The 21,914-nt window shown below is 63.7% G+C and carries 20 protein-coding genes and 1 tRNA gene; 12 read left to right on the top strand and 9 right to left on the bottom strand.

Going from position 1 to position 21,914, the window contains the following annotated elements:
* The first annotated feature begins 8 nt into the window (after positions 1–8).
* Both queC and M2D63_RS09295 read left to right on the top strand, forming a co-directional pair.
* A complete protein-coding gene (gene queC, locus M2D63_RS09300; protein ID WP_285862579.1) occupies positions 9–683 on the top strand; it encodes a 7-cyano-7-deazaguanine synthase QueC in 675 nt (224 codons plus the stop codon).
* Between the two features lie 61 nt (positions 684–744).
* Positions 745–820: transfer RNA gene (locus tag M2D63_RS09295), tRNA-Lys, on the top strand.
* 227 nt (positions 821–1,047) lie between these two features.
* Here the strand turns inward: M2D63_RS09295 and M2D63_RS09290 are convergent.
* On the bottom strand, positions 1,048–3,261 hold the full coding sequence (locus M2D63_RS09290) for a TonB-dependent siderophore receptor (protein WP_285862578.1): 2,214 nt from the start codon (positions 3,259–3,261) through the stop codon (positions 1,048–1,050).
* Positions 3,262–3,488: 227 nt separating this feature from the next.
* Here M2D63_RS09290 and M2D63_RS09285 point away from each other — a divergent pair, with 227 nt between their 5' ends.
* Positions 3,489–4,175 carry a peptidoglycan DD-metalloendopeptidase family protein gene (locus tag M2D63_RS09285; RefSeq protein WP_285862577.1) on the top strand — a complete coding sequence of 229 codons (687 nt, stop codon included), beginning with the start codon at positions 3,489–3,491 and terminating at the stop codon, positions 4,173–4,175.
* Between the two features lies 1 nt (position 4,176).
* On the opposite strand, the gene M2D63_RS09280 is transcribed toward M2D63_RS09285, so the two are convergent.
* From M2D63_RS09280 to M2D63_RS09260, 5 genes are all read right to left on the bottom strand, one after another.
* Complete coding sequence (locus M2D63_RS09280) at positions 4,177–5,577, bottom strand: DUF1254 domain-containing protein (protein WP_285862576.1); 1,401 nt, start codon at positions 5,575–5,577, stop codon at positions 4,177–4,179.
* A gap of 18 nt (positions 5,578–5,595) precedes the next feature.
* Positions 5,596–5,991 carry a hypothetical protein gene (locus M2D63_RS09275; protein ID WP_285862575.1) on the bottom strand — a complete coding sequence of 132 codons (396 nt, stop codon included), beginning with the start codon at positions 5,989–5,991 and terminating at the stop codon, positions 5,596–5,598.
* Between the two features lie 108 nt (positions 5,992–6,099).
* Entirely contained in the window at positions 6,100–7,395 is a 1,296-nt protein-coding gene (locus M2D63_RS09270; protein ID WP_405309552.1) for an NAD(P)/FAD-dependent oxidoreductase, read from the bottom strand.
* 14 nt (positions 7,396–7,409) lie between these two features.
* A complete protein-coding gene (locus M2D63_RS09265) occupies positions 7,410–8,498 on the bottom strand; it encodes a polyamine ABC transporter substrate-binding protein (RefSeq protein ID WP_285862573.1) in 1,089 nt (362 codons plus the stop codon).
* Between the two features lie 49 nt (positions 8,499–8,547).
* Positions 8,548–9,906, bottom strand: a complete 1,359-nt coding sequence (locus M2D63_RS09260; protein WP_285862572.1) for a glutamine synthetase family protein — start codon at positions 9,904–9,906, stop codon at positions 8,548–8,550.
* Between the two features lie 173 nt (positions 9,907–10,079).
* Here M2D63_RS09260 and M2D63_RS09255 point away from each other — a divergent pair, with 173 nt between their 5' ends.
* From M2D63_RS09255 to nadA, 4 genes are all read left to right on the top strand, one after another.
* Positions 10,080–10,985 carry a helix-turn-helix domain-containing protein gene (locus M2D63_RS09255; RefSeq protein ID WP_285862571.1) on the top strand — a complete coding sequence of 302 codons (906 nt, stop codon included), beginning with the start codon at positions 10,080–10,082 and terminating at the stop codon, positions 10,983–10,985.
* Positions 10,986–11,077: 92 nt separating this feature from the next.
* Positions 11,078–11,947 (top strand): oxaloacetate decarboxylase, encoded by an 870-nt coding sequence (locus M2D63_RS09250; RefSeq protein ID WP_285862570.1) that lies wholly within the window; start codon positions 11,078–11,080, stop codon positions 11,945–11,947.
* Positions 11,948–11,998: 51 nt separating this feature from the next.
* Complete coding sequence (locus M2D63_RS09245) at positions 11,999–13,495, top strand: YdgA family protein (protein WP_285862569.1); 1,497 nt, start codon at positions 11,999–12,001, stop codon at positions 13,493–13,495.
* A 236-nt stretch (positions 13,496–13,731) separates the two neighbouring features.
* Complete coding sequence (nadA, locus tag M2D63_RS09240; RefSeq protein WP_285862568.1) at positions 13,732–14,790, top strand: quinolinate synthase NadA; 1,059 nt, start codon at positions 13,732–13,734, stop codon at positions 14,788–14,790.
* 64 nt (positions 14,791–14,854) lie between these two features.
* Here the strand turns inward: nadA and M2D63_RS09235 are convergent, their stop codons facing one another.
* On the bottom strand, positions 14,855–16,297 hold the full coding sequence (locus M2D63_RS09235) for a M48 family metalloprotease (protein WP_285862567.1): 1,443 nt from the start codon (positions 16,295–16,297) through the stop codon (positions 14,855–14,857).
* A 109-nt stretch (positions 16,298–16,406) separates the two neighbouring features.
* Here M2D63_RS09235 and M2D63_RS09230 point away from each other — a divergent pair, with 109 nt between their 5' ends.
* Both M2D63_RS09230 and M2D63_RS09225 read left to right on the top strand, forming a co-directional pair.
* Entirely contained in the window at positions 16,407–16,646 is a 240-nt protein-coding gene (locus M2D63_RS09230) for a sulfurtransferase TusA family protein (RefSeq protein ID WP_285862566.1), read from the top strand.
* 20 nt (positions 16,647–16,666) lie between these two features.
* On the top strand, positions 16,667–17,737 hold the full coding sequence (locus M2D63_RS09225; protein WP_285862565.1) for an AI-2E family transporter: 1,071 nt from the start codon (positions 16,667–16,669) through the stop codon (positions 17,735–17,737).
* A gap of 75 nt (positions 17,738–17,812) precedes the next feature.
* Here the strand turns inward: M2D63_RS09225 and M2D63_RS09220 are convergent, their stop codons facing one another.
* Positions 17,813–18,286: a peroxiredoxin gene (locus M2D63_RS09220; protein WP_285862564.1), complete on the bottom strand. Its 474-nt coding sequence runs from the start codon at positions 18,284–18,286 to the stop codon at positions 17,813–17,815.
* Positions 18,287–18,296: 10 nt separating this feature from the next.
* Positions 18,297–18,857: a glycine cleavage system protein R gene (locus M2D63_RS09215; protein WP_285862563.1), complete on the bottom strand. Its 561-nt coding sequence runs from the start codon at positions 18,855–18,857 to the stop codon at positions 18,297–18,299.
* A 260-nt stretch (positions 18,858–19,117) separates the two neighbouring features.
* On the opposite strand from M2D63_RS09215, the gene dapA reads away from it, so the two are divergent.
* From dapA to M2D63_RS09200, 3 genes are read left to right on the top strand one after another with little or no spacing between them, the layout of a single operon-like run.
* The gene (gene dapA / locus M2D63_RS09210) at positions 19,118–20,005 is read left to right on the top strand and encodes a 4-hydroxy-tetrahydrodipicolinate synthase (protein ID WP_285862562.1); all 888 of its coding nucleotides are present in this window, start codon (positions 19,118–19,120) and stop codon (positions 20,003–20,005) included.
* Between the two features lie 17 nt (positions 20,006–20,022).
* Positions 20,023–21,138, top strand: coding sequence for an outer membrane protein assembly factor BamC (gene bamC, locus M2D63_RS09205; protein WP_285862561.1), 1,116 nt, complete (start codon positions 20,023–20,025; stop codon positions 21,136–21,138).
* Positions 21,139–21,897 carry an MBL fold metallo-hydrolase gene (locus tag M2D63_RS09200; protein WP_285862560.1) on the top strand — a complete coding sequence of 253 codons (759 nt, stop codon included), beginning with the start codon at positions 21,139–21,141 and terminating at the stop codon, positions 21,895–21,897.
* The last annotated feature ends 17 nt before the right edge of the window (positions 21,898–21,914 follow it).

The raw sequence follows: 21,914 nt of genomic DNA, 5'->3' as shown, positions 1-21,914 counted from the left end.
TGAATGCAATGACTGAGAAACGTGCGGTAATCCTGCTTTCCGGTGGCCTGGACTCGGCCACGGTGGTCGCCATGGCCAAGGCCGAGGGCTATAGCTGCTACACCATGAGTTTCGACTACGGCCAGCGCCATCGCGCCGAGCTCAATGCCGCTGCGCGGGTCGCCCGCGACCTGGGCGTGGTCGAGCACAAGGTCATCGGCCTGAACCTGGACGGCATCGGTGGCTCGGCCCTGACCGACAGCAGCATCGATGTACCTGAAGGGCCGACTGAAGGCATACCGGTTACCTACGTGCCAGCACGCAACACGGTGTTCCTGTCCCTGGCCCTGGGCTGGGCCGAAGTACTGGGCGCGCGGGACATCTTCATCGGTGTGAATGCCGTGGACTATTCCGGCTACCCCGACTGCCGTCCGGAGTTCGTCGAGGCCTTCGAGCGCATGGCCAACCTTGCCACCAAGGCCGGTGTCGAAGGCCAGGGCTTCCGTATCCAGGCGCCGCTGCAGAACCTGAGCAAGGCCCAGATCGTCCAGGCGGGCGTGGCCCGTGGCGTGGACTACAGCCTGACCGTTTCCTGCTACCAGGCCGACGATGATGGCCGTGCCTGCGGTAAATGCGACAGCTGCCGCCTGCGCGCCGAAGGTTTCAAAGCGGCCGGTGTCGAGGACCCGACTCGATATTTTTAATTTTTTTTGCGATGGGGTGTTGATTTCCTCTTAGAAATCAGTATTATACGCCTCATCCAACGGGTCGTTAGCTCAGTTGGTAGAGCAGTTGGCTTTTAACCAATTGGTCGTAGGTTCGAATCCTACACGACCCACCATATGCAGTAAGAAGAAGCCCGCGTCCTGAGAAGGACGCGGGCTTTTTCGTTTGCGCCTGTAGCCGCTGCCGAGGAACGAGGCTGCGATCGACTGCGCAGCAGTCGCACTCCGGTCACTTCGTTGTACTTGAGGTAAGGAGGTGGCCGGGTTTGCGGCCGTTTCACGGCCGATCGCAGCCTGGCGGCAGCTCCTACAGGGGGCCTGCAGGAGCTGCGGTGATGTTGACTTAGAACGCGTAGGTGGCCGACAGGATCGCCGAACGCGCATCGCCATACTCGATGGCCGACGAACGAGCATCGGTACCGTTCTGCTGACGCACACGCTCGACATAGTCCTTGTCGAACAGGTTGTTGACGTTCAACTGCAGGTCCAGGTGCTCGTTGACCTGGTAGGCGACCATGGCGTTATGCACCCAGTACTCATCCAGTTTGGCGGTGGTGCTGGAGGTCACGTTGCGCTCGCTGACGTAGCGTGCACCGTAACCGAGGGTCCAGCCCGCCGGCAGCTCGTAGGTGGTCCAGAGGTTGAGCGAGCGCGGCGGGGTGTTGCCCAGCGCCTGGCCTTCACGGGCGATGCCGGTAGCCGTGTCGGCGGCCTTGAGGGTTTCGCTATCGAGGAAGGTGTAGTTGGCGAACACGTCCCACTGATCGGTGATGTGACCGGTCACACCCACTTCCACACCTTGCACGCGTTGCTTGCCGGCCAGCTGGGTGGAGCCGTCGGCCATGGTTTCGCGGGCGTTGGTCTTCTCGACGCGGAACAGCGCGGCATCCAGCTCCAGGCGCTTGTCCAGCAGTTCCCACTTGGTGCCCAGTTCCCAGGTCTCGTTCTTCTCCGGGGACAGGTCTTCGGTGGCTGCGGTCAGGCCGCCGCCGCTGGAGGCCAGGCTTTCAGCCGACGGGTTGAACGAGTTGCCCCAGGCCAGGTAGATGCGCCCGTTGTCGGTCGGTTTGTAGACCAGGCCGGCGCGGCCGCTGAGCTTCTCGTCGGTGGACTCGAAGTCGGAGGTCTTCACGTGGTCGGCGGAGTAGCCCTTGGCTTCGCCTTTGAACTTGTCGTAACGCAGCCCCAGGTTCAGGTCCCACTGCTCGTGCAGGGCGATGGTATCGAACAGATACAGCGCCTGGTCGGTCAGTTCGGTGTCGGTATAGCTGGTGGTGGACTTGTTGGCCGGGCCCGACCAGTGGCCTGGCGGGTTGCTCAGGTCGTAGCCGTTGCTCGGGTACAGGGCGTTGCTCAAGCCGTAACCGTAGGTCTTCAGGTCCATGGTCTCGCGCGAGACTTCCATGCCGGCGATCAGGTCATGGCGCATGCCCAGTACATTGAAGTTGCTGATCAAGTTGGTCTGGTTGATCCACATTTCGGTGGTGGCGTCGCGGCCATAGCCTTGCGGACCGGCAGGGCGGTAGCGACCCGCAGGGACACCGGTGGTGTTGACATGGGAGGCCGAGACCACGGTGTCGCGGGCAATGTGGCTGTAGCGCGTGAGGTTCTGCAGGCGCAGGTTGTCGTTGAAGTCGTGTTCGAAGTTGGCAGTGAACGCGCTCTGCTCGATTTCCTCCTTGTCGAGGTTCTTCCAGCCGAAGTAGTCCTCGCGGCTGACGCCACCGAGTTTCTTGCCGTCCAGGGCCGGTACGCCGTAGTCGGGCAGGTTGTCGTCGACCTGGTGGAAGGCGCTCAGGGTCAGGCGCGTGGCGTCGTTCAGGCCCAGGCGCAGGGACGGGGCGACACCCCAGCGTTCGCGGTCGATTTCGTCGCGGCCGGGCACATCGTTCTGATGACCCATGAGGTTGATCCGGAACGCGCTGTCGTCACCCACGCCTTCCAGTGGCTGGTTGCTGTCCAGGGTCATGCGGTAGTAGTTGTCGGTGCCCACGCTGCCACCCAGGCGGGTGAAGGCCCGGTCCTGCGGCTGCTTGCTGATGATGTTGATGCTGCCGCCGGTGGTGCCGGCACCGCCGAACACCGAGTTGGGGCCCTTGATGACTTCGACCTGTTCGATGTTGAAGGTGTCGGTACGGCTGGTCTGGGCGCTGTCGCGCAGGCCGTCGATCTGGATGTTGCTGTTGGCCGAGAAGCCGCGAATGTTGATGCTGTCACCGGAGCCGCCGCCACCTTCACCGGCGTTGAAGGTAATCCCGGACACGTTGGACAGTACCTGGCGCAGGCTCAGTGCCTGCTGCTCCTGGATGATCTGGGCAGGGACCACGGTAATGGTCTGCGGGGTATCCAGCAGCGGCGTGGCGATCTTGCCGGAAGCCGAGCGTTCAGTCTTGTAGGTGCTTTCGGGCTTGGCGTCGACGTTGATGTTGTCCAGTTGCAGGGGCTTCTGGCCGGTTTGTTCGGCGAGCGCCAGGCTTGTGGAGGACGCAACGGCAAGGCCAAGGGCGGACAGCATCAGCGGGCGGGAGGAGCGGATAGGGACGAGCGGGGTTGTCATGTGGAGGGCGACCTGATGAGACCAGATTTCGGTTGTTATTGAGAAGCGCTAGCAATAATACGCCTGCTCATCAGCAACTGAGAATTGTTTGCAGGTGTTACAAATGTCAGTAAATGTTGCAAATCATTCGCAAGGGGAGAGACGTGCAGTGTTCGCCTGCCTGGGCAGCCACGGAGTGATTTATAGTAGCGGCCTCGTCAATGGCGTCCCCGGGCAAAGGAAGTGGTGTGTTTTTCAGGTTTATTGTGATCGCCGTTTTGCTGGCGATATCCGCGTGCAGTTCCCATCCACCCAGCCCTGGCACTTCAGCCAACAAGGTCGCCAGTGGCACCTACAAGGTAAAGCGTGGCGATACCCTGTACTCGATCGCCACGCGCCACGGTTGGGAGTTCAAGGAGCTGGCGCGCTACAACCGCATCAGTCCGCCCTATGCGGTGAATGTGGGGCAGACCATCCGCTTCGGCGCAGGCACAGGCTCCGCACCGGCCAGAACCGCTACCACGGCCGCCAGCAAGCCTGTGTCCAGCACCAAGATGACCTTGCGCGGCTGGGATTGGCCGTTGAAAGGGGGGACGGTAATCGGTCGTTATTCGGCAGCCGACAAACTCAGCAAGGGCATTCGCATTGCCGCCACCCAGGGGCAGCCGGTCTATGCCAGCCTGGGCGGCAAGGTGGCGTTCGCGACCAATATCCGTGGCTACGGCAACCTGATCATTCTTCAGCACGGCACGTCGCACGCCAGTGTCTATGGCCACAACAGCAAGTTGCTGGTCAAGGAAGGGCAGACCGTCAGCAAGGGCCAGAAGATCGCCGAGGCGGGCGACCTGGATGCCGACCGCGTGCAGCTGTATTTCGAGATCCGCCAGAACGGCAAGCCGGTCGATCCGCTGAGCGTGCTGCCGGCGGCAGGTTGAGTCACTTGGTCGCGGGCGTCAGCGCTGGCTGTTTCCATTGCCCGCTGGCGACCTGGGGGCCGGGCATGTACAGGCGCAGGACGCCGTAGAAGCGCCCTTCAGGCGCCGGCAGCCAGTTGCTCTGCAGATCTTTGCCCGGGGCGTCGTGTTGCAGGTGGAGGGTCAGACCTCCGTCGGCGTCCTTCTTCAGTTGATCGAGCATCCGGGAGGTGATCTGGTAGCGCTCCAGGGAGTTGTCCACCAGCTGCTGGCTGGCGCCGTCATACAGCGTCAGTGACCAGAAGGCCCTGGCCGGGGGCAGCTGGCCCTTGGCGAAGTGCAGGGTGTAGGTGTGCTTGCCGGCATCGAGCGGCTGGCCAGTGGCATCGGTGAGGTAAGCCATTTCGGCAGCCTCCTCGACGGAGTTGCCGAACAGGCCCAGCCTGGCCCCGGCATAGCGGTACAGGTAATTGCCGTTCAGGCGATCCGGGCTGCCATACAGGTCGGCGCGGCTGACCTGGTGGGTGGCGATGTCGATGTTCCTGAGCTCGGTAAAGGCGGCTTCACCGTCTTCTATGCCTGCCTGCAAGGCCCGTCGCTGGCTGTTATCCAGGCTGATTTCTTCAAAGGGTTTGTCGGTGTCGATGCCGATCTTCCTGAAGCGCTGCAACAGTTCGCTTTCACTGTCCAGCGGCGGGGCGAAGGCCATCATGAAATTCAGGTAGCGAAACAGCGCCGGGCTGCCGCTGACGTTGCCCTCGGGCCTGATCCAGGCCACCGCCGGCAGGACGGGGGGCGGCGATTGCTCAAGAAAGCTGCTCAGTGGCTCGACGCCGTAGCCCTGTTGAATCTGCTCGACGTTGTGCAGGTCGGCTGCGTCGAACAGCTGGGTGCTGTAGCGCCCGTAGACGATCTGGCTCTGGCTGTGGATGACCTTGTCGACACCGTCCGGCACCGGGCCTTGCCAGTCAGGTCCGGCAATCATGTAGTGGCCACCCTGGTTACCGCTGCTGCGCGTGCCCAGGTAGGCGAAGTTCTGGCTGTAGAGGTCGATCAGTTGTACCGCGTAGTAGCGGTCGGGCGCGATGGCCGGCAGGGTCAGCACCAGCGGTTCGCTGCGCAGGTCCATCCACAGGTACGAGTCGGCCATGTCCGGGTTGGGTGTGGCGACGCCGGTGTCTTTCGGGGTGAAGACCCTGGCGCTGTTGCCGATCTGGTTGAACGGCGCCTTGAAGCCCGGGCTGCCACGGTCCACGGCCTGGGTGAAGAGCACCTTGTAGGTCTCCACCACCGGATAGCCATAGAGGTAGGCCTCCGTGGCGATCTGCCTGGCCTCGTCGAGACTGGCGTTGAATTCGGCCCGGGCGCCGCCGGCACACAGCGCCAGCAGCAAGGCAGACAGCACAGTGACCGGATGGCTCATGACCTGCTCGCATTCGCGCTACTGGTATTTGATGACGATGCCCTTGAGCTTGCGCCCGTCGATGGCGTGTACATCGCGGCTCCACAGGGGACCGCTGACATAGGCAGAAACCGGGGCGATGCCGTCGTAGACCACCACCACCGCATCACCGCCGATAGTGGCGGCTTCGGTGCGCAGTTTTTGTTCGACGTCGCTGATCGGCGGTGCCGGATCGATGCTGGCATCGACGACGATTTCGCCCAGGCGGGTGTGGGGGCGTAGGGGCTCGCGGCGCAAAACCTCGACATTGGCGGCATTGGTAGGCGCGGCGTGGGGCACGCCGACATACTCGGTGGTGCGCGCGTCGATGCTGGTGCATCCGGCCAGCGCCAGCAGCAGTGCCGCCGATAGCACGAGCTTGTACGTTGTCGCCATCGTTCGATCTCCCTGAAGCCCGTTGCACAGTGCAACCCGGACATAACTGACAGTAGCTGCAATTGCCGTGCTGGCAAGCGGGCCCGGGGGAGGCGAAGGACGCCAGGATCAGCCCAGCGCCTCGCGCAGCCGGTACCACAGCATCCCCAGTGCCAGCAGCGGCGAGCGCAGGGCCTTGCCGCCGGGGAAGGTCATGTGCGGCACGGCGCTGAACACGTCCATGCCCTGGCTGTGCCCGGCATCGATCGCCTCGGCCAGCAGGCGGGCGGTCCAGTGGGTGACATTCAGGCCATGGCCGGAATAACCCTGGGCGTAGAACACGTTGGGGTGCTGGGACAGGCGCCCGACCTGGGGAAAGCGATTGGCGGTGATGCCGATCTTGCCGCCCCACTGGAACTCGATGCGGGTGTCGGCCAGTTGCGGGAACACCTTGAGCATCTTCGGTCGCATGTAGGTGGCGATATCCAGCGGATCACGCCCGGAGTAGTGACAGGCGCCGCCGAACAGCAGGCGCCGGTCGGCACTGAGCCGGTAGTAGTCCAGGCCGACCTTCTGGTCGCACAGGGCCAGGTTCTGCGGGATCAGCGCCTTGGCCTGGGCTGGCGACAGTGGTTCGGTGGCGATGATGTAGCTGCCGGCCGGCAGCACCTTGCCGCTCAGGCGCGGCTCCAGCTCGTCCAGGTGGGCGTTGCAGGCCAGCACCAGGCTGCCGGCGCGGACGCTGCCATGGGGGGTGCGCACCTGCACGCTGGTGCCGTGAGTGATCTCCAGCACCGGGCTGTGTTCGAACAGGCGCACGCCCAGGGACGCAGCGACGCGGGCTTCGCCCAGCACCAGGTTGAGCGGGTGCAGGTGGCCCGAGCCGCGATCGATCAGGCCGCCGGCATAGGCCGTGGACGCGACCACCTGGTGCATGTCGGCGGGGCTCACCAGTCGTGTTTCATGGCGATAGCCCAGTTCGGCCAGGCTCTCCTGCTCGGCGCGAAAGGCGGCGAACTGGGCCGGGGTGTTGGCCAGTTCGCAGAAGCCCCAGCGCAGGTCGCAGTCGATGGCGTGCTCGCGGACACGTTCGGCCACCACCTCGACCGACTCGATACCGGCCCGTTGCAGGTATTTGACCCCGTCCTGGCCGACATAGCGGGCAAAGCCCTCGACCTCGTGGCCAATGCCGCGGATCAACTGGCCGCCATTGCGACCGCTGGCGCCCCAGCCGATGCGCCGCGCTTCGAGGAGGATCACCGACAGCCCGCGCTGGGCCAGTTCGATGGCGGTGTTGACGCCGGTGAAGCCGCCGCCGACCACGCAGACATCGGCCGTCAGCTCGCCGGTCAGGGCTGGATGTTCGGGCATCGGTCCGGCCGATGCCCGGTAGTAGGAACTGGCGTGTTGTGCCGCAGGATTCATGATGGCTTCCCGGTTCATTTGTTCGACTTCACTTTGCTCCAGGAGCGGGTCATCACGCGCATGATCGCCGGCGTCGGGGTGTTGGAGACATACAGCTTGTCCAGCACCGCCTGGGGCGGATAGACCTCGGGGTTGTCGACCAGCTCGGCATCCATGTACTGCTTGGCCGCCGGGTTGGCGTTGGCATAGCCGACGGTGGCACTGACCTTGGCGATCACTTTCGGATCGAGCAGGTAGTTGATGAAGGCGTAGGCCTGTTGCGGATTGCTGGCATCGGCCGGGATCGCCAGCAGGTCGAACCACAGGTTGCTGCCTTCCTTGGGAATGGAATAGGCGACGTTGACGCCGTTGTTGGCCTCCTTGGCCCGGTTGGCCGCCTGGAACACGTCGCCGGAGTAGCCGAAGGCCACGCAGATATCGCCGTTGGCCAGGTCCGAGACGTATTTGGAGGAGTGGAAGTAGGTGATGTAGGGGCGCAAGGTCAACAGCTTGGCCTCGGCCTTCTTGTAGTCCTCGGGGTTGCTGCTGCGCGGGTCCATGCCCATGTAGTTGAGCACCGCCGGGAACAGCTCGTCGGGCGAGTCCATGAAGGACACACCACACTGGCTGAGCTTCTTCAGGTTCTCCGGTTCGAACATCACCGCCCAGGAGTCGATGCGGTCGATGCCCAGCACCTGCTTGACCTTGTCGACGTTGTAGCCGATGCCGTTGGTGCCCCACAGGTAGGGCACCGAGTGCTGGTTGCCGGCATCGTTCTCTTCCAGGGCCTTGAGCAGCAGCGGGTCGAGGTTCTTCCAGTTCGGCAACTGCGCGCGGTCGAGCTTGAGGAAGGCCCCGGCATCAACCTGGCGGGCGAGGAAGTGGTTGGAAGGCACGACCACGTCGTAGCCGGTGCGACCGGCCAGCAACTTGCCTTCCAGGGTTTCGTTGGAGTCGAACACGTCATAGATGACCTTGATACCGGTGCTGCCCTGGAAGTCCGCCAGGGTGGTGTCACCGATGTAGTCGGTCCAGTTGTACACGCTGACACTGGGCTGGGCCTGGGCCGCGGCGCTGACCAGCAGCGCCAGGGTTGCACTTGCAACTGTTTTCAATGAACGCATATCGACACCTCTTGGAATTGTTTTATCGATGTTTACTGCGCGGCAGGGCTCAGACGCTGAGCAGCAGGAACTCACGCTCCCAGGAACTGATCACCCGCTTGAAGTTCTCGTGTTCGGCGCGCTTGACCGCCACATAGCCACGGACGAACTTGCTGCCCAGGTGCTGTTCGATGCTCGGGCAGTCTTCCATGTGTGCCAGGGCGTCTTCGATGGTGATCGGCAGGCGCAGGTTGCGTCGTTCGTAGGCACGGCCCTGGACCGGGGCGCTGGGATTGATCTTCTCGACCATGCCCAGGTAGCCGCACAGCAGGCTGGCGGCGATGGCCAGGTAGGGGTTGGCATCGGCCCCCGGCAGGCGGTTTTCCACGCGCATGGCATCGGGGCTGGAGGTCGGCACGCGCAGGCCCACGGTGCGGTTCTCTTCGCCCCACTCGACGTTCACCGGTGCCGAGGTGTCCGGCAGGAAGCGGCGGAACGAGTTGACGTTGGGGGCGAACATCGGCAGCACCTTGGGGATGTACTTCTGCAGGCCACCGATGTGCTGCAGGAACAGCTCGCTCATCTGCCCGTTGTCGTCGACGAAAATCGGCTTGCCGGTGGCGATGTCGACCACGCTCTGGTGCAGGTGCATGGCGCTGCCCGGCTCGTCGGCCACAGGCTTGGCCATGAAGGTGGCGGTGACGTTGTGCTTGAGCGCGGCTTCGCGCAGGGTGCGCTTGAACACGGTGATCTGGTCGGCCAGGTCCAGGGCATCGCCATGACGGAAGTTGATCTCCATCTGCGCCGGGCCGTCTTCGTGGATCAGGGTGTCGAGGTCCAGGCCCTGGGCTTCGCACCAGTCGTAGACGTCTTCGAACAGCGGATCGAATTCGTTGGCGGCATCGATGGAGAACGACTGCCGTCCGCTTTCAGCGCGACCGGAGCGGCCCAGTGGCGCTTGCAGGGGCAGGTCGGGGTCTTCGCAGCGCTGGGTCAGGTAGAACTCCATTTCCGGGGCGACGATCGGCTGCCAGCCCTTGTCGGCGTACAGCTTGAGAACCTTTTTCAGGACGTTGCGTGGCGACAACTCGATCGGGTTGCCGTACTTGTCGAAGGTGTCGTGGATGACGATGGCGGTGGGTTCCAGGGCCCAGGGCACCATGTACACCGCGGCCGAGTCCGGGCGGCAGACCATGTCGATGTCGGCCGGGTCGAGCAGGTCGTAGTAGATGTCGTCGTCGACAAAATCCCCGGTTACCGTTTGCAACAACACACTTTCCGGCAGGCGCATGCCTCGCTCATGCAGGAACTTGTTGGTGGGTGCGATCTTGCCGCGGGCGATTCCGGTCAGGTCACTGACCACGCACTCGACTTCGGTAATCTTGTGTTCTTTCAGCCACGCAGAAAGCTGATCGAAAGGGGCATTCATAAAGACCTCGTTATTGGTTTTATTCCGCGCCAGGACCGGCCTCCCAGGCCGGTGTGCCGCCTGGACGACTTCCCCTGCAGCGCGTTGAGGGCTATCTTGGGCGACACTTGCGTCTCCATCTATCCACTTTCGCCAGGATAAAGCGCACCAAAAGAGTGCGTAATGAGCAGCTCATGACAGCGCCCACTCCGTTCCAGGTCCAGGCTTTCAGCACTGCCGATGTCGGCGAACAGGTGCGTGCCACGCCCAGCTGGACCCAGCACTACCAGCAGATGTCACCCGGGCATTTCGCCGGCCAGGTCCGTTGCCTGGACCTGCAGGGTGTCGAGGTGTACGAAGAGTGCATGAACACCCGGGTCGAGCAGAACTTCAGTGCGCCGCCCGGTGCCCTGGCGTTCTGTTTCGACCGCACCGACAACAGCCTGTACCTGCTCAACGGCGAGAGCCGCAATATCTGGATCACCCCGGAGAACTACCAGGAAGTGGCAGTGGTGTTCGGTCCGGAGTTCGTCCGCCGTCACCGCCTGGACATCGCCCGCCTCGAAGGCCTGTTCATGGCGCCGCTCAACTCGATGCAGAACGCGCTGTTCGGCCGCTGGCTGAGCGGCACCCTGACGCGCCTGGGGCAGGCGATCGATACGCCGAGCCGTGACGCCCTGGCCGAACAACTGCTCGAAGACTGCCTGTTCATCCTCGACAACGCCTGCGTGCGCCTGGACCGCGGCGCCCTGGGCAAGCGGGCCGAAGAGCGCACGATCATGCGCAGGGTCGGCGAGTGGGCCGCCGACTGCCCCGAAGACACTCTCAACCTGCTGGAACTGGCCGAGGTGGCCGGGGTGTCCTTGCGCCAGTTGCAGCAGGCGTTCAAGGCCTTTACCGGCATGACTCCGGCGCACTGGCTGCGCCTGCGCCGGCTCAACAGTGCGCGTCGCGAGCTGCAAGGCAGCCGGGGCAGTACCGTGGCCGAAGTGGCCATGCACTGGTCGTTCTGGCACTTGGGGCGGTTCTCCAGCAGCTACCAGCAACTGTTCAAGGAGTTGCCCAGCGAGACCCTCAAACGCGCGCAGCGGCGCAGCTGAGCGAGCAAAAGCCGTCTATCTGACCCTGTCGGCGACAGGGGCTGCGGTGGTATGTTCTGTCCAATAAATGAAGTCGATATGTTGGAAAGACCATGCCAAGAGCCTCCCACCAAGACCTGCGTCGCGCGTTTCGTAAACTCCTTGCTTCTCCTGCCTGTTATCACACGGCTTCCGTGTTCGATCCAATGTCGGCGCGTATCGCCGCCGACCTGGGTTTCGAGGTGGGTATCCTGGGTGGTTCGGTCGCTTCCCTGCAGGTGCTGGCCGCACCTGATTTTGCCCTGATCACCCTGAGCGAGTTCGCTGAGCAGGCCACGCGCATCGGCAGGGTGGCGCAGTTGCCGGTGATCGCCGACGCCGACCACGGCTACGGCAACGCCCTGAATGTGATGCGCACGGTGACCGAGCTCGAACGCGCCGGGATCGCCGCGCTGACCATCGAGGACACCCTGCTGCCGGCGCAGTTCGGGCGCAAGTCCACGGACCTGGTGAGCATCGCCGAAGGCGTCGGCAAGATTCGTGCGGCGCTGGAGGCGCGGGTCGATCCGGAGCTGGCGATCATTGCCCGCACCAACGCCGCACTCATTCCGGTGGAAGAGGTGATTGCCCGCACGGTGGCCTACCAGAATGCCGGCGCCGACGCCCTGTGCATGGTCGGCATCCGCGACTTCGAACACCTTGAGCAGATCGCCGCGCACCTGAGCGTGCCGCTGATGCTGGTGACCTACGGCAACCCGCAGCTGCACGACGATGCGCGCCTGGCGCAACTGGGCGTGCGCATTGCCGTGGACGGTCACGGCGCCTACTTCGCGGCGATCAAGGCCACCTACGACTGCCTGCGCGAGCAGCGCCGGATCACCAGCAGTGCCTCGGACCTCAGCGCCACGGAACTGACCCATACCTACACCGTGCCGGGCGACTACATTGTCTGGGCCCGTGAGTTCATGGACGTCAACGAATAGGCCGTGGGCCGCGCTGCAACAACCCCAACCAATGGACAAGCGGATCATTTCATGAAGAAAACAGTGGGTGTACTTTCAGGGTTGGTGGTGGCCGTGGCCGCCGTCAGTACGGCGGGTGCCTGGTACACCGGCAAGCAATTGCCCGAGGTACTCAAGCAGGCCATGTTGCAAGCCAACGCCCAGCTCCAGCAGTCGGCCGGGACGGGCGCCAGTGTGACCCTGGAGCTGGCGTCGCTGGAGTCGCATTTGTACTCGAGTACCGCGCATTACCGGGTCAAGGTCAAGGACATGATGGTCGGCGACGAGCCACAGAGCTTCGAGCTGGCCTTTGTCGACCGCATCGAGCACGGCCCGTTGCCCTGGAGCCGGTTGAAGGCGTTGAAGCTCATGCCGGTGATGGCTGCCAGCAACTATGCCCTGGAAAAGGACGCGCTCACCAGCGAGTGGTTCGCCATCAGCGGCGGTGTGCCGCCGGTGTACGGCCAGAACAGCCTGGGCTACGACGGCTCGACCGACGGCACGCTGATCATCCCGCCGATGGAAGTGACCGAGGCGGGCTCGCACATCACGTTCTCGGGCCTCACGATCCAGGCCTCCGGCACCAAGGATGCCGAGCAGATCAAGTTCAGTGGCGGTTCGGCCAGCCTGGGCCTGGATCTGGTCGATGCCGACAGTGCGCCGCTGAAGCTTGAGTTCAAGGGGATCAATCTGCTCGGCGACATGAGCAAGACCGATTTCGGCTTCTATGTCGGCACCATGAACATGGGCCTGGACGAGGTCAGTGCGACCCTGGGCGAGCAGCAGAAGGTGCTGCTGATGAAGCATGTGGAGCAGAACAACGCGTACCGTGCCGACGGTAACAAGTTCTCCGGCACCATGGTCTACAAGGTCGGGGATATCAACTTCGACGGCAAGCCGGTGGGTGCCGGTGAAATGACCTGGAGCGTGAAGAACATCGACATCCCGGCGACCCAGGCGCTGGTCACCCTGTACCAGGGCTACCTGCCCGAGCTGGAACAAGCCTCGGCCCAGGGCGAGGGCATGCCGGCGCTGCCGATGAGCGAAGCCGAAACCGCGCAGATGCACGCCAACCTGCAGCAGGTGCTGGCCGGCAAGCCGCAGATTGCCCTGGACAACTTCTCGTTCAAGACGGCCAATGGCGAAAGCCGCTTCAGCCTCAGCGTCGACCTGGCCAAACCGGCTTCGCTGCAATTGCCGGCCGATGAGCTGTACCGGCAGATGGTGGCGCAGGTGCAGAGCAAGGTCTCGCTGTCCAAGCCCATGATCGGTGACCTGGCAGTCCTGCAGGCTCGCCTGGAAGGGCAGAGCGATGCCCAGGTGCTGGCCCAGCAAGCGTCCCAGGCCGGTGAGATGGTCGGCATGATGGCGCAGCAGAGCCAGATGGCCACGGTCAAGGGCAACGATATCCTCGCCAGCCTGCACTACGCCGACGGCATGGTGGAGTTCAACGGCCACAAGATGACCGTCGAACAGTTCGCCAGCCTGATCCAGGCGAATCTCGGGGCCATGCAGCCGAGCGAGGGTTGATGACGGTTCCCCGGGGCGGCAAGCCTGTCGCCCCGGGGGGAGTTACTAAAAAAACCTTTTGAATTCATCCGATTATCTGTAGCCTTCGGCATCCCATAAAAACCCGAGGCCGCAGAAGGTCTTTGGCTCTGCCCGCAACGCCGTTCAGCGCATTGCCCGCAGATCCGGTAACCGATTTGCCAGGGCTCGGTGATACACTCGACTTACGCGCTCAAGCGCCTGCAGGTCCAGCGATCATGACCCAGATTTCCGAACGCCTTTTGGTCCAAGCCCACCTCGATGCCAAGCAGCCCAAGCCGCTGACGCCTGAGCAAGAGGCCGACTACCGCACCGCCATCGCCGCCGAACTCAAGGCGCGCGACGCCGTGCTGGTTGCCCATTACTACTGTGACCCGGTGATCCAGGCCCTGGCCGAGGAAACCGGTGGCTGCGTGTCCGACTCGCTGGAAATGGCCCGCTTCGGCAAGAACCACCCGGCCAAGACCGTGGTGGTCGCTGGCGTGCGTTTCATGGGCGAAACCGCAAAGATCCTCACCCCGGAAAAGCGCGTGCTGATGCCGACCCTGGAAGCGACCTGCTCGCTGGACCTGGGTTGCCCGGTAGATGAGTTTTCCGCGTTCTGCGACAAACACCCGGAACGTACCGTGGTGGTCTATGCCAACACCTCGGCGGCGGTCAAGGCCCGTGCCGACTGGGTGGTGACCTCCAGCTGCGCCCTGGAAATCGTCGAAAGCCTGATGGACAACGGCGAAACCATCATCTGGGGGCCGGACCAGCACCTGGGCCGCTACATCCAGAAGCAGACCGGCGCCGACATGCTGCTGTGGGACGGTGCCTGCATCGTTCACGAGGAGTTCAAGTCGCGCCAGCTGGCCGACATGAAGGCGCTATACCCCGATGCGGCGATCCTGGTGCACCCCGAATCGCCGGAAGCGGTGATCGAACTGGCCGACGCCGTCGGCTCCACCAGCCAGTTGATCAAGGCTGCGCAGACCCTGCCGAACAAGACCTTCATCGTCGCCACCGACCGCGGCATCTTCTACAAGATGCAGCAGCTGTGCCCGGACAAGGTCTTCATCGAAGCGCCTACCGCCGGTAACGGCGCGGCGTGCCGCAGCTGTGCCCACTGTCCGTGGATGGCCATGAACACCCTGGAGCGCACCCTGCAGTGCCTGCGTGAAGGCACCAACGAGATCTTCGTCGAGCCGGCGCTGATTCCCCAGGCGATCAAGCCGCTCAATCGCATGCTCGACTTCACCCAGGCGGCGCGGATCAAACTGTCCGGTAACGCTTGAGGTCCCTCTCGCGGGGCAAGCCCGCTCCCACAGCCGGTGGGAGCGGGCTTGCCCCGCGAAGCGTTCAGGCGAGAGAGCGCATCATCTCCATGACCCACCGCAGCTGCGCCAGCAGCTCGCGCTGACGCGCATCGATCTTCGACGCCAGCACGAAGTTGTTGCCTGCCCGCTGCTTGGCGTAATCAAGCTGCTGCAGGGCCTGGTCGAAATCGCCCACCAGGGCAAAGTACTCGGCCCGGGCCTGGTGCAGGCCGATGGTGTTGCCGGACAGGCCGCGCACCTCTGCCACGTCGTACCACACGTCCGGATCGTCCGGGCGGTTCTTGAGCAAGGCATCCAGGGCCTTTTCCGCTTCGGCCGGACGGTTCTGCTTGAGCAGCAGGTCAATTCGCGCCTGCTGCAGCGGGTAGTTCGCCGGGTACAGCGAGCGCATGCGCTCGACCCGCTGCTGGGCATCGGCCAGGCGGTTGTTGGTGATGTCCAGGTCGACCTGCGCCAGGTTGTAGGTGATGTCGTTCGGCGCCTTGTCCAGCAGAGGCTTGAGTGCGTCACGCGCCTCGTTGAGGCGGCCACCCTTGATCAGGGCGATCGCCAGGCCATAGCGGGCCGAGTCGAGCTTGGGGTTCTCGTCCAGCTGGGCGCGGAAGCGCTTGGCAGCCATCCCCGGCGTGCCTTCGTAGATCAAGGCCACGCGGGCACGGATCAGTTGATAGCGGGCGCTGTCCTCGGTGCCACCCTTGGGCGCCTGCTCGGCGCGGTTGCGGGTGTCGGCGATACGCGATTCGGTCACCGGGTGAGTCAGGAGGAATTCCGGCGGCTTGGCATCGTAGCGGTACTGGCGCATCAGGCGTTCGAACATGCTCGGCATGTTGCGCGGGTCGTACCCGGCCTTTTCCAGGTTGAGGATGCCGATGCGGTCGGCTTCCTGTTCGTTCTGCCGGGAGAAGCGTCGTTGCTCCTGGATCGCGGCGGCCTGGGAGCCGGCAATCGCGGCGATACCGGCATCACCGGCACCGGCTGCGGCGGCCACGATACCGGCCAGCATCGCCGCCATCATCGGCAGCTGCATGCGCTGCTGGGCCTCGACACCACGGGCAAAGTGGCGCTGCGACAAGTGCGCCAGTTCGTGGGCCAGTACCGAGGCGTATTCGCCTTCAGTCTGGGCGTTGAGGAACAGGCCGCCGTTGACCCCGATAATCCCGCCCGGGGCAGCAAACGCGTTGAGCTCGCGGCTGTCGATGAGGATGAATTCCAGGCGCCGGTCCTGCAGCTGGCTGGTTTCCGCCAGGCGATAGACGCTGGTCTCGACATAGTCCTTGAGCTGGGGATCGTTCAGTTGATTGACATTGCCCCGCAGCAGGCTGAGCCAAGCGCGGCCCAGCTGGTTTTCCTGCTGGGGGGAAACAATGGCAGAACTGGCGTCGCCGAGTGACGGCAGGTCGTCGGCATGGCTGGGGAACGCCATCAAACAGGCCAGCGTCAGCAGGGTAGGGCGCAGTAAATTCATGCACGAAGCTCTGGTCGACAAAGAACCTTACTGTAGCTGGCTCACACGTCGGCGACCAGTGGCGGTATTCTACGAGACTTGTTCGAACCCGCCTGCCTGGAGACCCCTGATGAGCGACACCCTGACCATTGATTCCGAACTCGATGCCAGTGGCCTGAACTGCCCGTTGCCGCTGCTCAAGGCGAAGATGGAGCTCAATCGCCTGGCCAGTGGCGCGGTGCTCAAGGTGGTGGCCACCGATGCCGGATCGCAACGCGATTTTCGCACTTTTGCCAAGTTGGCCGGTCATACCCTGCTGCGCGAAACCGCCGAGGACGGTGTGTACACCTACTGGCTGCGCAAGGCCTGAGTTTTTTCTAAGGATCGTCAATGTTCAAGGTGCTTCGCGACTGGATGCAACGCTACTTCTCCGATGAAGAAGCAGTGGTGCTGGCGGTCTTGCTGTTTCTGGGATTCACCGCCGTCCTGACCCTGGGCGGCATGCTGGCGCCGGTGCTGGCGGGGATGGTCCTGGCGTTTCTCATGCAGGGGCTGGTCAACGCCTTGGAGCGCCTGCGGGTGCCGACCCGCTATGCCGTCGGCCTGGTCTTTACCCTGTTCATGGGCGCCTTGGGTGTCTTCCTGCTGGTACTGGTGCCGTTGCTCTGGCATCAGCTGATCACCCTGTTCAACGAGCTGCCGGGCATGCTCGGCAAATGGCAGTCGCTATTGCTGCTGTTGCCCGAGCGTTACCCGCACCTGGTCTCCGACGAGCAGGTGCTGCGGGCCATCGAGGCCATGCGCGGGGAGATCGGCAAGTTCGGCCAGTGGGCCCTGACGTTTTCGCTGTCGAGCCTGCCGCTGCTGGTCAACATCATGATCTACCTGGTGCTGGTGCCGATCCTGGTGTTCTTCTTCCTCAAGGACCGCGAACTGATCGGCCGCTGGGTCAGCGGCTACCTGCCGCGCGAGCGGGCGCTGATGACCCGGGTGGCCGAGGAGATGAACCGGCAGATCGCCAACTACATCCGCGGCAAGGGCATCGAGATCCTGATCTGCGGCGTGGCGACCTACATCGCTTTCATCGCCCTGGGGCTCAACTACGCGGCCTTGCTGGCGCTGCTGGTGGGCTTGTCGGTGGTGGTGCCTTATGTCGGCGCGGTGGTGGTGACCGTGCCGGTCACCCTGATTGCCCTGTTCCAGTGGGGCTGGGGCGATCAGTTCATCTACCTGATGGCGGTCTACGCGATCATCCAGGCCCTGGACGGCAACGTGCTGGTGCCGCTGCTGTTCTCCGAGGCCGTGAGCCTGCACCCGGTGGCGATCATTTGCGCGGTGTTGCTGTTTGGCGGGTTGTGGGGCTTCTGGGGGATCTTCTTCGCCATCCCGCTGGCGACCCTGTTCAAGGCCGTGCTCGATGCCTGGCCGCGGCGGGAGCCGGCGGTGGCGCCGCTGCTCTGAACGCATCGCGGGGCAAGCCGGCTCCCACAGGGATCACCGATACCCTGTGGGAGCGGGCTTGCCCCGCGATGGATTTCAGGCCTTGTTCAGCGCCTGCGCCTCGGCCAGTACCGCATCCACATGCCCTGGCACCTTCACGCCACGCCATGCCTTGCGCAGCACGCCGTTCCTGTCGATCAGGAAGGTACTGCGGTCCACGCCCAGGTATTCCTTGCCGTAGAGCTTCTTGAGCTTGATCACGTCGAACAGCTGGCACAGGGCCTCGTCCTTGTCGCTGATCAGCTCGAAGGGAAACGCCTGCTTGGCCTTGAAGTTCTCGTGGGACTTGATGCCGTCACGGGACACCCCGAACACCTCGGTGTCGGCCGCCTGGAAGGCCGCGTACTGGTCGCGGAAGCCCTGGCCTTCGGTGGTGCAGCCCGGGGTGCTGTCCTTGGGGTAGAAGTACAGCACCACCTGCTTGCCGGCCAGGCTCGCCAGGCTGACAGTCTGGCCGCTGGTGGCCTGGGCCTGGAAATCGGCGACGGGTTGGTCGAGTTCAACGGCCATGGGGGTTTCCTTACATTGGGTTCTGTGGGCGCCAGGGTTCGATCAGCGCATCCAGGTTCAGGGCATCGGCGAAGTCCAGGAACTGGTCGCGCAGCCAGCTGATCTGGGTGCCGGCCGGCAGGGTCACGGTGAAGGTGGCGTTGAGCATGGTGCCGCCGGTCTGTGGCGCCTGGTAGGTATCGCAGGTCAGGTTCTCGAGCTCGACATGGTGGTCGATGAAGAACTGGCACAGCTCGTTGATGATGTCCGGGCGATAGGCGGCGCTGACATAGGCCACGTACGGCAGGGACAGCGGGCGCACTTCAAGCTCGGCGCTGCGCACCACATTCACGGTGAAACCGTGCTTCTTGGCCAGGCCCGGCAGGGCCGCCTCGAAACGTGCCAGGGCGTCCCAGCTGCCGGCGACCTGCAACACCAGGGCACTGCATTCGCCATGACGGGTCAGGCGCGAGGTCACGACCGAGCAGCGATTGTCGTTGCCGGCCCGGCACAGGATGTTGGTCAGCTCCATGGGGTTGGGGCCCAGGGCGCTGATGACAAGGAATTGTTCGCGAACGGTGGGGGTGGACATGCAGCATTCCTAAAGCGATGAGCGGTCGGTACCTGACGGGTCGAAACGGCGGGTGGGCGTGGTCCCGGGGCTCAGGATCGAGGCTTTGGGCACTGCCTGCGCAGGTTGTCGGCAGCCCGGCGGGCCGCTGTGTACCGATCAAAGAGAGAAGGGTAGCGAAAATGGCCGCCGAGGGGAATGCTCCGCCCGCCTGCTTCGCTTGTGCAAGGCCGATGGCGCCAGTACCATTACCGCTCTCTTTTTCCGGCAGGAGCAGTTTCATGATTGCGGGCAGTATGGTGGCATTGGTCACACCCATGGATGCACAAGGGCGTCTTGATTGGGACAGCCTCGACAAACTTGTAGACTTCCACCTGGAAAACGGCACCCATGCGATCGTCGCAGTCGGCACCACCGGTGAGTCCGCGACCCTGGATGTCGAAGAGCACATCCTGGTCATCAAGCACGTGGTCGAGCGCGTCAAGCACAGCAAGAACCCGATCCCCGTGATCGCCGGCACCGGTGCTAACTCCACCGCCGAAGCCGTGCACCTGACCAAGAACGCCAAGAATGCCGGCGCCGACGCCTGCCTGCTGGTCGTCCCGTACTACAACAAGCCGACCCAGGAAGGCCTGTACCAGCACTTCAAGCACATCGCCGAATCCGTCGACATCCCGCAGATCCTCTACAACGTTCCCGGCCGCACCTCCTGCGACATGCAGGCCGAGACCGTAATCCGCCTGTCGACCGTGCCGAACATCATCGGCATCAAGGAAGCCACCGGTGACCTGCAGCGTGCCAAGGCCATCCTCGACGGCGTGAGCAAGGACTTCGTCGTACTCTCCGGCGATGATCCGACCGCGGTCGAGCTGATCCTGATGGGCGGCAAGGGCAACATCTCCGTCACCGCCAACGTCGCCCCGCGCGAAATGGCCGATCTGTGCGAGGCCGCCCTTGAGGGCAATGCCGAGAAGGCCCGCGCGATCAACGAAAAACTCATGCCGCTGCACAAGGACCTGTTCTGCGAGGCCAACCCGATTCCGGTGAAGTGGGCACTCGTTGAAATGGGCCTGATGCAAAAAGGCATCCGCCTGCCACTGACCTGGCTGAGCGAATCCTGTCATGAAAAAGTCCGTCAGGCCCTGCGCCAGTCGGGCGTGCTGGTTTAATTGAGGAAGTACACCGCATGAAGCGATTGGCTGGTCTTTCTGCCCTTGCCTTGATCATCTCGAGCACCAGCGGTTGCGGCTGGCTCTGGGGCGAAGAGGGTTACTTCCGTGACCGTGGCAGTGACTATCTCGAGGCTACTCAGAAAGCGCCGATGCAACTGCCGCCGGACGTGAGCAGCGCCAAGCGCCTCGACCCGCTGTTGCCGATCCCGCGTAACGTCGCCGACGACAACGTCAAGGGCGAGTTCGAAGTACCACGTCCGCAGCCCCTGAGTGCCGGTTCCGACATCAGCGACTTCAGCCTGCAGAAGAGCGGCAGCGCCCGTTGGGTCCTGGCCCAGCGCGCGCCGGCCGAAGTCTGGCCGGTGGCCCGGCAGTTCTTCGAAGACAACGGCTTCCGCATCGCCGAAGAGCGTCCGCAGACGGGTGAATTCAACACCACCTGGCAGCGCTTCGACGAGCTCTCCGCCTCCATGGCCCGCCGCCTGGCCAGCGCCTCGAGCAGCAGCGACAACGAAGTACGCGCACGCATCCGCATCGAGCCGGGCGTGCAGCGCAACACCAGTGAAGTCTACATCGTGACCGTCGAACGTCCGGCCGGCAGCACTGCCAACCAGGCGTTCCCGGAGCGTTCCGACAACGTCGGTGTCGACGCCATCCTGGTCGACGAAATGCTCGCCAGCATGACCCGCAGCGCCGAGAAGGGCGGTTCGGTGTCGTTGCTCGCCGCCCGCGATTTCGACGCGCCAAGCCGTGTCAGCCTGAGCGAAGACGGCAGCGGCAACCCGGTACTGAACCTGGGCGCCGACCTCGATCGCGCCTGGTCCAGCGTCGGCCGCGCCCTGGAGCAGGGCGACTGGCGTGTCGAAGACATCAACCGCAGCCTGGGCCTGTACTACATCAACCTGGCTGAGAAGGCCGATGCCAAGGACGAGGAGCCGGGCTTCTTCAGCCGCCTGTTCGGCAGCGCGCCGAGCAAGGAAGAGCGTGAGGCCCGCGCCGAGCGTTACCAGGTACGCCTGAGCAAGGTCGGCGACAGCGTCCAGGTCACCGTCGAGAAGAACATCAACACCGTGGCCCCGGCCGATGTCGCCCGCCGCGTGCTGAGCGTGATTCAGGACAACCTGGGCTAAGTGCGCTTCGCGGTACTGGGAAGTGGCAGCCAGGGAAATGGCACGCTGATCGCCAGTGACGATACCCTCGTCCTGGTCGACTGCGGTTTTTCCCTGCGCGAAACCGAGCGGCGCCTGGCGTTGCTCGGGGTGTCGGCCGATCAACTGAGCGCGGTGCTGGTGACCCACGAACATGCCGACCATGTGCATGGCGTCGGTTTGCTGTCGCGGCGCTACAATGTACCGGTCTACCTTAGCCGTGGCACCTTGCGCGGCATGCGCAAGCCGGTCGAGGCGGCGGGATTCCTGGCCGCAGGCGAAACCCTGCAGATCAACGGACTGGGCATCAGCGCGGTGGGTGTAAGCCACGACGCGCTGGAGCCGTTGCAGTATGTCTTCAGTGACGGCCGCCGGCGCCTGGGTGTATTGACCGACCTTGGCTCCTACGATGCCGGCCTGCTGGACAGCTACCGGGGCCTGGATGCCCTGGTGATCGAGGCCAATCACTGCCTCGACCTGTTGGGTCGGGGGCCGTACCCGCGGTTTCTCAAGTTGCGGGTAGGTGGCGACTACGGACATTTGAACAACCACCAGGCCGCGCGCCTGGTGTCGGAGTTGGACTGGCAGAACCTGCAGCATCTGGTGCTGGCCCATCTCAGCAGCAAGAACAACCAGCCACAGCTGGCCCGGCAGAGCTTCGTCGATACCCTCGGCTGCGATCCGGACTGGCTGCAGGTAGCCAATCAGGATTGCGGGCTCGACTGGCGCGAAATCGCCTAGCCCATCTTATTTAGCAA

Origin of the sequence: Pseudomonas sp. BJa5 (assembly GCF_030272875.2) — a bacterium.
GTDB lineage: Bacteria > Pseudomonadota > Gammaproteobacteria > Pseudomonadales > Pseudomonadaceae > Aquipseudomonas.
The sequence above is the reverse complement of the archived record's forward strand: the minus strand, read 5'-3'. Positions and strand labels throughout refer to the sequence as shown.